The 13,833-nt window shown below is 55.2% G+C and carries 12 protein-coding genes; all 12 read right to left on the reverse strand.

Annotation, left to right across the window (positions count from 1 at the left end; translation table 11 throughout):
- Positions 1 to 332: 332 nt before the first annotated feature.
- Positions 333 to 656, reverse strand: coding sequence for a ComEA family DNA-binding protein (locus ACN0X6_RS18690; RefSeq protein WP_417706236.1), 324 nt, complete (start codon positions 654 to 656; stop codon positions 333 to 335).
- A gap of 89 nt (positions 657 to 745) precedes the next feature.
- Complete coding sequence (locus ACN0X6_RS18695; protein WP_417706238.1) at positions 746 to 2,746, reverse strand: polysaccharide biosynthesis protein; 2,001 nt, start codon at positions 2,744 to 2,746, stop codon at positions 746 to 748.
- Positions 2,747 to 2,755: 9 nt separating this feature from the next.
- Positions 2,756 to 3,343, reverse strand: coding sequence for an acetyltransferase (locus tag ACN0X6_RS18700; protein ID WP_417706240.1), 588 nt, complete (start codon positions 3,341 to 3,343; stop codon positions 2,756 to 2,758).
- Positions 3,340 to 4,356: an MraY family glycosyltransferase gene (locus ACN0X6_RS18705; protein WP_417706242.1), complete on the reverse strand. Its 1,017-nt coding sequence runs from the start codon at positions 4,354 to 4,356 to the stop codon at positions 3,340 to 3,342. The genes ACN0X6_RS18700 and ACN0X6_RS18705 overlap by 4 nt, the downstream gene beginning before the upstream one ends.
- Positions 4,353 to 5,315 carry a UDP-glucose 4-epimerase family protein gene (locus ACN0X6_RS18710; RefSeq protein WP_417706244.1) on the reverse strand — a complete coding sequence of 321 codons (963 nt, stop codon included), beginning with the start codon at positions 5,313 to 5,315 and terminating at the stop codon, positions 4,353 to 4,355. Before ACN0X6_RS18710 ends, ACN0X6_RS18705 begins: the two co-directional genes overlap by 4 nt.
- Positions 5,316 to 5,317: 2 nt before the next feature.
- Positions 5,318 to 6,445 carry a non-hydrolyzing UDP-N-acetylglucosamine 2-epimerase gene (gene wecB, locus ACN0X6_RS18715; protein WP_417706246.1) on the reverse strand — a complete coding sequence of 376 codons (1,128 nt, stop codon included), beginning with the start codon at positions 6,443 to 6,445 and terminating at the stop codon, positions 5,318 to 5,320.
- Positions 6,438 to 7,448, reverse strand: coding sequence for a polysaccharide biosynthesis protein (locus tag ACN0X6_RS18720; protein WP_417706248.1), 1,011 nt, complete (start codon positions 7,446 to 7,448; stop codon positions 6,438 to 6,440). Before ACN0X6_RS18720 ends, wecB begins: the two co-directional genes overlap by 8 nt.
- A gap of 119 nt (positions 7,449 to 7,567) precedes the next feature.
- Entirely contained in the window at positions 7,568 to 8,425 is an 858-nt protein-coding gene (locus ACN0X6_RS18725) for a dTDP-4-dehydrorhamnose reductase family protein (protein WP_417706250.1), read from the reverse strand.
- Between the two features lies 1 nt (position 8,426).
- Complete coding sequence (locus tag ACN0X6_RS18730) at positions 8,427 to 9,662, reverse strand: glycosyltransferase family 4 protein (protein WP_417706252.1); 1,236 nt, start codon at positions 9,660 to 9,662, stop codon at positions 8,427 to 8,429.
- Positions 9,663 to 9,665: 3 nt separating this feature from the next.
- The gene (locus tag ACN0X6_RS18735; RefSeq protein WP_417706254.1) at positions 9,666 to 11,957 is read right to left on the reverse strand and encodes a glycosyltransferase; all 2,292 of its coding nucleotides are present in this window, start codon (positions 11,955 to 11,957) and stop codon (positions 9,666 to 9,668) included.
- Positions 11,951 to 13,072, reverse strand: a complete 1,122-nt coding sequence (locus ACN0X6_RS18740) for an N-acetyl sugar amidotransferase (RefSeq protein WP_417706256.1) — start codon at positions 13,070 to 13,072, stop codon at positions 11,951 to 11,953. The genes ACN0X6_RS18735 and ACN0X6_RS18740 overlap by 7 nt, the downstream gene beginning before the upstream one ends.
- A 2-nt stretch (positions 13,073 to 13,074) precedes the next feature.
- Positions 13,075 to 13,833, reverse strand: a complete 759-nt coding sequence (locus ACN0X6_RS18745; protein ID WP_417706258.1) for an AglZ/HisF2 family acetamidino modification protein — start codon at positions 13,831 to 13,833, stop codon at positions 13,075 to 13,077.

A 13,833-nucleotide genomic window follows, 5' to 3' on the forward strand; every position in this document is an offset into this window, starting at 1 on the left:
TGTCGAGTCCAGGTCGCGGAGCCAAATTCAAGAACCCAGCTTAACCGCTGGGTTTTTTATTGCCTGCGGACTCTCACCAGGGACCATGTCCCAGGTTATTCGCTTCGCTCACCCCTCCGGGGCCGCGCTGAAGCGCGTTCAGCTGCGCTGTCGAGTCCAGGTCGCGGAGCCAAATTCAAGAACCCAGCCTAACCGCTGGTTTTTTTATTGCCTGCGCAACGCTTTTCGTAGGGTGCGCCATGCGCACCAACCTTTCCTCGCAACAATCATTGCCCCCTACAAACGCAAAAGGCCGGTCAAAAGACCGGCCCAGACAACGACACCGCCTGGCGTCAGTTAACACTCAACCTGTCACGGTTCTTCTCCAGCGTCGCCTCGCCGATACCTTTCACCTCCAACAACTCATCGACCGAGGCGAAATTACCGTGCTCCTCCCGATAAGCCACAATCGCCTGCGCCTTGGCCGCACCAATGCCCACCAACTCACTCTGCAGTGTTGCAGCATCGGCGGTATTGAGATTGACCATAGCAACCTGCGCCACCTGCATGGCAGCCGGTTTGGCGCGTTCGGTTTTTGGGGTTTCAGCTGCGGCAGCAGCCAGAGAGAAGGAAGCGAGAACTGCGAACAGAAGGGAAGATAGACTGACTTTCAGCATGGGAAACACTCCTTTGTTTATAAAAAACGAGGCAACCATGGCCTCGTTTTTTAAACTAGACGCTATCTCCCAGCTGTCAAATCAAAGCCTCAACGCTCCCGGTTTCGGAGATGAATCCAGTCCACGATCTCACCTTCCGGCACATAGCCATGCACCGTTTCGCGCAGCAGCATTCGCACGCGAGCGTAGTCATCCTCACTGACCGCCACCAACAACTCCTGCAAACGAGCCTTGAGCTCGTCCCAGGGCAGCATGTCCTCTTCTGCGCGCATGATCATCGGATGCTCGGTCGGCTTAACATCCTCGCCGATCAGCAACTCCTCGTAGAGCTTCTCACCCGGGCGCAAGCCGGTGAACTCGATACCGATATCGCCATGCGGACTATGCTCATCACGAACGGTCAGGCCCGACAGACGAATCATCTTTTCGGCCAGGTCGGCGATCTTGACCGGCTCGCCCATATCCAGCACGAACACATCACCCCCCTGCCCCAGCGAGCCCGCCTGAATGACGAGCTGCGCCGCCTCAGGGATCGTCATGAAATAGCGGGTGATGTTCGGATGCGTCACCGTCACCGGCCCACCCCGCTTGATCTGCTCCCTGAACAGCGGAATCACCGACCCGGAAGAGCCCAGCACATTGCCGAAACGCACCATGGTGAAACGGGTCTTGTTGACGTGATGAACGCCTGAATCATCAGCGAACAACACGGGCGCAGATTCACGACTCAGCGCCTGCAGCACCATCTCGGCCAGGCGTTTGGTGCTGCCCATGACATTGGTAGGCCGCACCGCCTTGTCGGTAGAAATCAAAACGAAATTGGCAACACCCGCCCTGATCGATGCCTGCGCCGCATTGAGCGTACCGACGAGGTTATTGAGCACGCCCTCGGCGACGTTATGCTCGACCATCGGCACATGCTTGTACGCAGCGGCGTGATAAACGGTATTCACCCGCCAGGTCTGCAGAATGTCGAACAACCGCTCGAAGTTACGGATAGACCCGAGAATCGGCACCAGCTTGATCGGCAGCGACTCCCTCGCGATTCGCTGCTGCAATTCGCCATGGATACTGTAGAGATTGAATTCGCTGTGCTCGAAAAGCAGCAAGGTCCGCGCGCCGCTCGCGAGAATCTGCCGACACAGCTCAGAGCCGATGGAACCACCAGCGCCGGTTACCAGGACCACCTGATTCTTGATGCAGCGTTCGAACAAATCTTGCCGAGGCGGTACGGCATCACGCCCGAGAAGGTCGGCGATATCGACTTCCTGAAGATCTTCGACCTTTACCCGCCCACTGGCAAGATCCATGAAGCCGGGAATGCTGCGTACATGGAGCGCGTAGGGCTCCAGCGCCTCGAGTATCTCTCGCCTGCGCGCGCGAGGAACCGAGGGCATTGCCAGCAAAACCTCTGTCACCCCCGTTTCATCGATCATCTGCTGAATATGCTTGGACGAGTAGACGCGCAGGCCCGCAATCGTGCGAGTGGCAATACCGGAATCATCATCAATGAATGCAGCCGGACGCATCGCCTTGCCCAAACGTAAAGCGGCTACCAGCTGATTACCCGCCGCCCCGGCTCCGTATATGGCAACCTTGGAAGTGCCGGATTCGATATCACGGCGGCGAGCAGTTGGCTCGAACCAATTCCCTACAAAGAACTGGCGCATGAACAAGCGCAAACCGCCCAACAGCAGCAGGCTCAGCCACCAATAATTAAAAACCATGGACCTTGGAACGAGGGCCGTCGGCCCGCGATACCAATACACCGCCAGAGACAGCACCAACGCAGACAGGGTCACCGCCTTGGCTATCGTTACAAGGGCATCATTACCCACGTAACGCATTACCGCACGATACATCCCCAGCCTGATGAAAATTGGAAGTGCAATAACAGGCGCCAGCAAAAACAGCCAGCCATGACCCGAAAAAGGTCTGGCAGCATCCCACTCCCCCATACGAACGGCAAATGACAGCCACAGCGCGAGCCAAATAAGCACTACGTCAACAGCCAGTTGAAGCGCCCGCTTTTGCCGACGAGACAAATGCAAAAGGCATTGGCGTAATAACTCTATTCGTCGACGAATCATCTCAACACCTCAATCCTTGGCAATCAGAGCCTGGCCAGGCTCGATAACTAAACCCGGCTCGATAACGACACCATATCCAGCACTGCAACCTGCCTGAAGCCAAGCAGCCGCGCCGACTGCGACTCCGCCGGCCAGACAGACACCTACACCAAGATGCGCATAGTCGCCCAAAGTCACATCATGGTCGGCCACCGCTCCCGCGTTAATGATCACCCCTTGTCCCAGCCGAGCCTCAGCGCCCACGACTGCCAGTGACATGATGGCTGAACCAGAGCCGATTGAAGCTGAAGCACTTACGCAAGCACGAGGGTGAACGACGCTGACCAACGGAAGGCCAGAGGCGGTAATCTTTTCTTGCCAGGCACGACGCAAGCCATTATTCCCAACTGCCGCAATAGCTCCGTCAGTCGCCCCTGCTTTTTCAGCCAAATGACTCAGGTCACCGACCACCGGCAGGCCACAAACAACCTTCAACTCAGGCCATCTGTCGTCGAGGAAAACTACTTGCTGCCACTCACCAGAAAGTAACGCAGCCTCCGCGACGGCCTTGCCGTGGCCACCCGCTCCAAGTACTAGCAATTTCCGTAACTGGCTCATCTACGCTCCAACTCGCCAGCACGAAACTTGATAGCCAGTGCTATCAGAGGCACATAAGCCAACAATAGTCCGAGCAAACCATCGCCGCCTTGCGCTACCCAAATAGCCACCGGCAACAGCCAGCAGAGATTGATCGCGGCGACCGCCAGAGTAACCGGCAAATGGCGACCGAACTGACGCGAAGCGTATTGATACGCATGGCTTCGATGAGCTTCATAAACCTTGTCTCCGCGCAGTAAACGCCGAAGTAGAGTAAAGGTCGCGTCCACCACGAAAACACCCAACAAGATCAGCCAACCCCAAAGCAAGGACTGATCGATCCACGCCGCCTGCAAGGAAAGAACGCCAAGCACGACACCTAGAAAGCCGCTACCCGCATCGCCCATGAAAATCCGCGCCGGTGGGAAATTCCAGTAAAGAAATCCCACCACAGCAAACGACAGCAGCAGCGGCAGCACTGCTGCCTCGGCATGCCCCTGGAGGGCATATAACAGAGCGCCTCCTACACAAACACAGATAGCTTCGATACTGGCAATGCCATCGATTCCATCCATGAAGTTGTAAAGGTTGAGTAACCAAACCAGATACAAAGAAGCCAGCACATAACCCAACCAACCAAAGTCGACTGAGTGGCCAAGTATTGCGACCGGCGGCAGCCCACCGAGCCAGAACAGTGCCCAAGCAGCAGCAGCGAAATGCCCGAGCAAGCGCCAGCGAGCGGCAATGTGCCCGTGGTCATCCAGGAATCCAAGCAATGCAATGGCCAAGCCGGAGCCCAGTAGCGAGTAGTAAATCTCAGTGGGGAGATCCAGACCTGCAGCGAATGCCACGCACAACCCCAGGAGGAAGGCCACAACAATGGCGACGCCTCCTCCACGAGGTGTTGGTTGACTATGCGAGCTACGCGCGTTGGGTATATCCATCAGGCTGCGGGCCAGCGCATAGCGTCGCAGCAACGCTGTCAGCCCCCAGGCCAAGACAGCAGTGACCACCATCAGAACCATAACTTTCATTTAGATATTTCTTTCAGATAATGCGCAGCAGTCTTGGCCAAAGCCTGATCAACGGTAAGTGGTGGAGTCCACCCCAGTCGTTCGCGCGTCTTGTCCATGCTGATCTGTAACGAACCACACAGACGCTGATTAAGCTGACGACGCCCCAGCAAGATCGCAGCCCGCTCAATCAACGCCTGCGGCACTGGCAAGAGCCACGCGGAGCGCCCAAGAGCGGCGCTCAGACGTCGCAGCAACTCGGTGGTAGAGAGATCCTCGCCGTCGCAGACCAGAAAACGCTGCCCGCTGGCCGCCGGATGGGTAAGGCACACCACCAGCAAGTCCACCAGGTTATCCAATGCAACCAGACTGCGGCGGTTGTCTATGGCACCGAACGGCAACGGCACACCCCGTTGCAGCCAGCGCATCATGCTCAAGAAGTTGGCCTTGACCCCAGGGCCATAGATCAAGGGCGGACGGACGATGACCACCTCCAGCCCTGTTTCATCAGCAAGAGCCAGCAACTCGTCCTCAGCCTCTCGTTTTGAGATGCCGTAAGGGTCCGTCGCATTCGAAACATCATCGGCCCTGTAAGCCTGCCCTGGGAGAGTCTGCTCACCGTTGACCTTGATCGAGCTGACGAAGACGAAACGCCGCACGCCCGCTGCCACAGCCTGATGCGCCAGGCGTAGCGTGCCCTCGACGTTGTCTCGACGAAACTCCGCCAGTGGATCGGCAGCCTGTTCATGCATCACGTGCACCCGCGCTGCACAGTGAATGACTGCATCGACGTCCGCGAGCGCCTGCGACCAGTCGGCCTCCGCCTCCAACGACGGAGCCAGGCAGTACTCCACCCCGACAAGTGGGGCAACCGGTGCATTGCGCTGGGCGCAGCGCAACCGATGCACGCCATCGGCCAGCAAGCGCGCCTGTACGCCACGGCCGACGAAGCCGCTGGCGCCAGTCAGCAGAACACGCATGTTCAGTCCTTGCGCCAGACGGTACGGTTCACGTAGTCGGTGTAACTGAGCACCACCCGCACCACTTGCAGCGACACTGGACCGCCGTCGTAGTCGGGTACCAGCGGAATCACCCGCTCGCCGGCACGGTGCTGGCTGGTGATGACCCTGACCGCAGCCAGCACCGAATCCTTCTTCAGCCCGCTCATGATCAGCGTGCCCTGGTCCATGCCCTCGGGCCGTTCATGGGCATTGCGCAGCGTTACCGCCGGCAGGTTGAGCAACGAGGCTTCCTCGGTGATGGTGCCGCTGTCGGAGAGCACGCAGAAGGCGTTCATCTGCAGCTTGATGTAATCGAGCAGACCGAATGGCTTGGAGAAGCGGATCAGTGGGTGATCCAGCGATTCGCCCAGCGCCTCCAGTCGCTTGCGAGTACGCGGATGGGTCGAGACAATCAGCGGGAAGCCATACTCGTCGGCCAGCGCTCGCAAGGTGGCAAGCAGATCGCGCAGGTTGTCCGGAGTGTCGACGTTCTCTTCACGGTGGGTGCTGACAATGAAGAACTTTCCGGCCTCGAGCCCCTCACGAGCCAGCACGTCGGAGGCCTCGATCTTCGGCCTGTAGTAATCCAGCACCTCATGCATGTGCGAGCCGGTCTTGATGATGGTCTCGGGGCGGATGCCCTCAGCGATCAAATAGCGACGGGCATGCTCGGTAAGCACCAGGTTGATGTCGGAGAGATGATCGAGCACCTTGCGGTTGAGCTCTTCCGGCACACGCTGATCAAAGCAGCGGTTGCCCGCCTCCATATGGAACACCGGAATCTTGCGGCGCTTCGCGGCGATCACCGCCAGGCACGTATTGGTGTCGCCATAGAGCAGCAACGCATCAGGCTTTTCCAGTTCGAACACGGCGTCCGCCTTGGCAATCACCTCGGCGATGGTCTGTGCGGCAGTCTCGCCGGCGGCACCGAGAAAGTGATCGGGCTTGCGGATCTCCAGATCGTCAAAGAACACCTGGTTGAGCTCGTAGTCGTAATTCTGCCCCGAGTGCACCAGCACGTGGTTGACCTGGCGGTCAATCTCGGCAATCACCCGGCTCATCTTGATCAGTTCCGGGCGGGTCCCGACCAGTGTCATGACCTTAAGCATCGAGCTGCTCCTTGATGTAATCGAGCTTGAGCAAGAGCTCCTTGATGCCGGGTACGTCCAGACGATGGGTATTGTGCGAGGTGTAGTCGTCCAGCTCGGAGATCCTCTCCTCACCCTCGACGAAGTACTTCTTGTAGTTCAGATCGCGGTTATCGGCCGGAATACGGTAGTAACGCCCCATATCCTCGGCCTTGGCCATTTCCTCGCGCGATACCAGCGACTCATAGAGCTTCTCGCCATGCCGAGTACCGATGACTCGCACCGGATTGTCATGACCGAAGAGTTCCTTGAGCGCCTGGGCCAAATCTCCGACGGTTGAGGCAGGTGCCTTTTGCACGAACAAATCGCCTTGTTCGCCATGCTCGAAGGCATGCAGCACCAGATCGACCGAATCCTCCAGCGACATCAGAAAACGGGTCATCTGCGGGTCGGTCACGGTCAGCGGCTCGCCGCTGCGCAGTTGGTCGATGAACAGAGGGATCACCGAGCCGCGCGAGGCCATCACGTTGCCGTAGCGCGTGGCACAGACCACGGTGCCGCCCTCGGGAATCATCCGCGACTTGGCGACCATCAGTTTCTCGGCCATGGCCTTTGAGATACCCATGGCGTTGATCGGGTACACCGCCTTGTCGGTCGAGAGCACCACGACGCGCTTTACGCCGCTGGCGATGGCGGCATTGAGCACATTCTCGGTACCGTTGACGTTGGTGCGCACTGCTTCCATCGGGTAGAACTCGCAGGAAGGCACCTGCTTGAGGGCCGCCGCGTGAAAGATGTAATCAACACCGACCATGGCCTGCTTCAGGCTGTCGTAGTCGCGAACATCACCGATGTAGAACTTGACCTTGTCATTGGCCAGGGCAATGCGCATGTCCTCCTGCTTCTTCTCGTCGCGGGAGAAGATGCGGATCTCACGCACATTGGTATCGAGGAAACGCCGCAACACCGTATGCCCAAAGGAACCGGTGCCACCGGTGATCATCAATACCTTGTCATCAAACATAAAACTTTCCAGGCCACGGGCGCAGGCTTGTGCATGCGCGACTATTTATAGTGTAGTAAGGCCCCACCCTACGGGAGCGGGGCTGATGCGAGGGAGACAATCGTCGCCCAACGCCCTTGTTACCGTTGCTCGTGCATCCGACGAATCAGCTCGGGCCAGGCCGGCGCTGCATAGCCGGTGGCATCTCGAAACCGTGCACCATCGAGCGAGCGGTCTATCACCAATGCATCATCTGGACGAATCTCGATCGCCTTGCCGTACTGCGCGGCCACCAAGCTGAGCAAACGGAACTTGTCGATCGGCTCCGCGGCGACATGATACAGACCATTGAGCTGCGGGTGCGCAATCACGAAATCCTTCATCACCCGCGCCAGCTCCACCGTTGGCAGGCCAGAAAAGATTGCCTTGGTGAAGCCCCTGACACTGTTCTGCTGTGAAAGAAACCAGTCCACCAACGCATGGTTCGAGCCCAGCTCATGGCCGATGATCGATGTGCGCAAGGTGATCGCATGCGCCTGCTCGTGTAGCTCGCCGATGTACTTGGACTTGCCGTAGAGGTCTTCCGCATCCGACAGGTCAGTCTCTCGGTACAACCCCTTGCGCCCGGAGAATACGCAGTCGGTACTGACATGGATCAGCCTCGCCCCACTCAGCTCGCATAGCCGCGCGAGGCGGTGCGGCAGCATGGCGTTAATCGGCAGTGCAGTGAGAGGGTCATTGGCATCGGCCAGCTGCTTGATCAGGCCGACGCAGTTGATCACCACGTCCGGCTTCACCCGGACCATGACGGAGGTCAACGCATCCTGGTCCAGCACATCAACGCCACAGAGCAAGCGCGCATGGCTGTTCTGCGGAAAGTGGCGCAGGGCCGCAGTACTGCGCAGCGTGCCCCAGGCCTGGTAAGCCGCATCGGCAGAAAAAACGCGAAAAACGGCATTGCCGAGCATACCGGTGACACCTAGGACCAGAACCTTCATATCATTCACAACCTTTTCTGGAAGGCGTTCCCGCCAAATACTTCACCAAGTTTTCGACCTGCAGCTCCATCTCAAAATTGGCATCAAAGTAAGCCTTGCCGGACTGGCCCATGGCAATACGCTCTGCGTCACCCATCTCTTTGATACGCTGAATGTTAGCTACCAGCGGCAACACCTGTTCGGCCGGCGAGGCGAGGCCTGCGCGCGCCTCGCAGACCACTCGAGCCCCCTCGCCATTCATGCAGGCGATGATCGGTCGGCCAGCGGCCAGGTAAGCCTGGATTTTACTGGGGATGGTCTGTGCAAAAGCCGGTTCGTTGTTCAGCGATACCAGCAGGGCCGAAGCACGCTCGAAGATCTGTGGCATCGCCTCCATTGGGAAACGTCCCGGCAGTAACAGATTATCCAGGCCGTGCGCCTGCTGCTGCGCCTTGAGCCAGGACAGGCGGCTACCGCTGCCCACCAGAACCAGACGAATATGCGGATCATCTCGCATATGAACCGCCGCCTGCACGATGGTTTCCAGCGCCTGTGCCGTCCCCAGGTTACCGGCGAAAACAACGCAGAAATATTTCTCGAGCAACTCAAGCAACTCGCTCGGCACGGGCACCACAGCCTTTGAACTGCTTATATCCATGGAGTTGGGGTAGTACTGAATCTTCGCACGGTCAGCGTAGTACGCCACCGGTTCGACGAAAGCCCGTGACTGCACGAGTAACGTGTCGCACTGATGGTAGATGCCGCGCACCATCCAGCCTACTGCGCGCAGCAGGTAAGGGTTTCGCACAAAGCCTGTGGCTGAGAGGCTCTCAGGCCAGAGGTCCTGCACCCACAGAGCCAGTTTCGCCCTCTTCAACCATTTGAGCAGAATCGCCGGGATCGCCTGGGTGATAGGTGATGGGGCGAACACCAGGATGGCGTCGAACTTGCGACCACGCAGCATCCAGGGCAGGCACAGCAGACCGCTGAATACAAAGGACAGGTAATTGAGGATCAGATTCTTCGCGCCCCCCTGACCACGCGGCCACAGCGGCACCCGCAGCACCTCGATACGCCCCAGGTAGCGTTCGCGCTGGGTACCCGCAGCACGGTAACCATCGAAGACCTTGCCGTCGGGATAGTTGGGTTTTCCGGTGGCCACTATCACCTCGTGGCCCTGCTCGTCGAGCGTACGCACGATGTCGTTGATGATGAAGCTTTCCGGCCAGAAGTACTGAGTAAGGACCAAGATTTTCATACATCAAACAAAGCCACTTTCTTCTCGTCCACTAAGCAGATTCTCAATAATTTCCAGGTAACTCTGCGCCCGTCCTTGGGCGCTAGAAAAGCCAGCAGCATGCTCCTGGGCCGCTAGCAGCCTCGCCGCACGGGTCTGTGAATCCAGCGCAAAATAGGCTGCAATAACACGAGCCATATCATTTACATCATGAGGATCAAAATAGCTGACAAGATCACCGCAAACATCCCGAATAAATTCTCGATCAGAAGCAAATACTGGCTTAGCCATCACCATGGCCTCAAGGGGGGTGGCGGAGAAGCACTCGACAAGACTTGGAAAAATAACCGCATCCACGTTCTGATAAAAAGATGGGCACTCCGAAACATCAAGCACTCCGACATTATTTATCTCAGATCTGAATAACTCAGAGCGGGCCTGCCACTCAGCATCACTAAAGGTTACGTAGAACTCGACATCCAATTGATAGCGCTCTCGAAGCGTTCGCCTGATATCAGGCAACCCTCCTAGATTTTTATGCATATAGTCTCGCCCTACATAACCTATGCGAAGTGCTGATGAGGCCGCTATCTCTCGCCGTAGCGGCGACCATTTAGTCGAGTCAAAATAAAGCGAGGAAATACAGTTCGACACCACATTGATCTTATGGCTAGCTGAAATTCCTTGCGAGACCAGTCCATTTTTAACATGTGTCGCCTCAACGATCAGTCGATCGGCGCGCCGAAAAAAAAGAGATTGCAGAAAATATTTAAAACGAAATTTGTAACGACTCAAGAAGGACGCGTTTAGGGCAGCCTCATTCTCTGGATAGATGATCCATGCCTGAGCAAAACCGACAACACTGCAAAACGGTTGAAATAAAAAGTAAGCTGGGCCAAATATTGTGAATACGAGATCATAACCGCTAAATTTCCCTTGCCACGAAGCCTTGATTGATGAAAGCCCGTAGGTATTAAAGACCTCATAGCTCGCAAAATAAGATGTATTGCAACCGACTCGGATGAGATTTCCATCAACCTCGTCCGAAACCAGTAGCGAAACATTCTGCGCTCGTTCCTCCATTCGAGAGAGTTCGTCAATAAAGGACGTCGCGACCTGAACTCCTCCGCCAACGTGAAGATTGCTAGCGTTCAATAGCCACTTCAAGCCCCCCCCAGACGACGTAAGACTTTCGGCACGTCGCAGAAAAGCTGAAAAATAGTCAGAGAATCGCTCTACCGTATGGGTATCACGTATCAACCTGCTCGCCTGTGTGCCATTGAATTGCTCAGCTTGCACGCGCGACAACGCGACCACCAACTGATTAGCAAGGGCCTCGGGATGTGCTGGGACGCGGTAGCCTATCTCGTCGGATACAATACGGTATGTTTCACCCACATCAGTTGCAATCACCAGCGCACCGCAAGATATAGCTTCCAGCAAAGATTGCGATGGATAATTTTCCTTCTCTTGCAAAGAAAGAAAAACTTTGGTTCTGGATAATATTTCAAATGGATTGGAAGCGTAACCAAACTCGAAATTCAATCCAGGAAGCGCCTGAATACGATCACGCACATAGCTGTGCATAGGCCCAGCCCCAAAGACACCGATCTTCGCAATAGCATCAGCACCATACCGCTTATGAAAAATTGCAAGAGCGTCAAAAAAAAGCTCAATCCCTTTACCAGAACACAAGCGGCTCATCAGAACGATATCAAAATCCTTGCGCACTGCGATTTGCGACTTCGAATAATCTGTAAAGGAACAGGGAGAAACCTCTATTGATGGCGCTCCATTAAAAAGCGCTCGGACATTGCTGGCTATCCCTTCCGACAGGCAGTCCAGCCTTGATGCAAAAAAAATACTACGTCTCCAAACAAACCAGCTGTATCGAGTAAAGCTCTCTCTCGTCGATCGTGTTGAATCCACAACAGATAACGAATACCCAACAGGTAACACCCTCCCTAGAAAGGAATGGACAAGAGAGAGATAGGATGGATCTACAGGATAATGCAAGTGCTTGCAGCCGCTGACTGAAACATACCACCAAAGCTGCATAACAAAGGCGATCTTGCTGAAGGCAGTCAACCGCCCCCAAAAACGAAAATCCTCAATGACCACGGTATTTTCATGATCAAAGAGAATGCCAACCTCCTCAAGCGCTCTCTTACCGTGCGCATTGATGATCAGCCGCTCCTGCCCTCCTTGATCCCGCATCCTCCTGACGGTTCTGACAAAACGCCGCTCAGCCCCACCCGGAGAACCATAAAAATTGATCACCAATGCCGACATACTACCTTCGCCTTTCTTCAGCATTTCTTGAAAACGGTGCGATAAACTTTCATGCAAAAATTCCAGAGGCCTATTTCGGAGCCAAAGGCAGCGTGGTGTTGTTCCCGACGAGACAAATAGTTTTCCAGCATAGATTCCGACCACCCCATCTTTTTTAGAAAATACTGGCGATCCTCAGTAAGCGCCCGCTCGGATGGATATGGAATATTTTCAAGATCCTGCAATGCTGCCTCTCGTGACATTTGTCCAGACATGATCAATGTTGAAAAGTGTACACGTCTTTTGTCCACCGAAAATTTTTCTGGCAAAATGTACCCTTGATAGAAGCGCGTAAAAATGGATTCATAATGCTTATAGGGATAAGGCTTATATCCGAAACCTACTTTTAATGCCTGCATTGCCACTGCTTTATCATAGGGCATCAGGTCCAGCATCGACTCCCATCGAATTCTCTTAAGATAGGTAAAATAGATGTATCCCAGCGTTCCAAGCAGCGGAAATGTCCTTATTCGTACGGACGCACGGCGCGCCAAACTTAAAATATTTTTACGATCATACTTAAACCAGTTCCAACCCGCAGGAATTGCCATCCCTTCGGAACTCTGATTACTACCAGACAGAATATGCCGCACATTGTATTTGGCCGCCATTCTATAATTGACAGCCAACATAGCGTTATCGTAAAGCAGCTCAACATCGATGACGTCACTATCAAAAAAGGCCTGCATCAGCGCCTTGTATTCATTCCATTCGATGACGTGAGTATAAAGATCGACATTGAGCTTTTTCACCAAATTGGCAATATTGTTCTGCGCCAACTCGGAGTTCCAGCCATTATCCATGTGCACGGCAAGTGGACGAAGGCCGAGTTCGACCGCTTTTACCAATACCCAGGAACTATCCACCCCCCCGGAAACACCAACAATGCAGTCGTACTTCTTGCCTGCACCATCCGATTTGACCTGCTCGACATATTTCGACAAGCGCTCAGCCCGCTCTGCATCATCAATATTTATGATATGACCTGAACGCTGCATAAACTCGGTGCAATAGTTGCATACACCCCTTGCGTCAAACGTAATGTCTGCAGCGCTGACATCCATTACACAACGGGTACAGACCTGATATTCCCTAGCCATAACTACCTCAAAGACCTCTCAATATCTGCATATTCCGGATATGTAATCAACACAGCCCGGTGCGTACCCTGCATAACGAAAAAACTACCGGCCGCAACCGCAGATGCTCCTGCTTCAATAGCCTGTGCAAAATCAGACAACTTGCCTGCGCCACCCAGTGCGATAAGTGGAACATCAACCGACTCGGCGGCCATATGTATGAGACGCAAGTCATACCCTGCTTGCACTCCATCACGATCCACCGCATTGAGCAGAACCTCCCCGGCCCCTGCAGCGACCAACCCGGTCAATGTTTCCAACCAATCGCGGGTTACTATTCGTCCTGTCGCCGATGACCATAGCCGATAACGACCCAACCAGTCGCGCTTTACGTCAATGGACACAACGACACTTTGACTCCCGAAACGCTCGGCAATATCTGTCACGAGCCTCGGATTGGTTAGTGCGGACGTCTGGAGAACAATTTTTTCAACCCCAGCTGAAAAGATTCGTCGCGCTTGATCTACCGATGCGATGCCGCCGCCATAGCCCAGCGGCATAAAGCATTCGCCAGCAACCCCTTCGATTAGCTCGTAGTCGGGCTCCCGCCCCTTCCGGGTAGCATCTATATCCAGAAGAACCAGTTCATCCACTTCTTTTTCATTGAAGATACGGATGGCATTGATCGGATCACCGATATATTTGTGCTTGCTGAACTTCTGGGTTTTTACAAGCCCCCCCTCACGCAACAACAGCGCGGGTATCACACGGTGCTTAAGCAC

The organism is Pseudomonas sp., assembly GCF_048269965.1.
In the GTDB taxonomy this organism is placed as follows: domain Bacteria; phylum Pseudomonadota; class Gammaproteobacteria; order Pseudomonadales; family Pseudomonadaceae; genus Aquipseudomonas.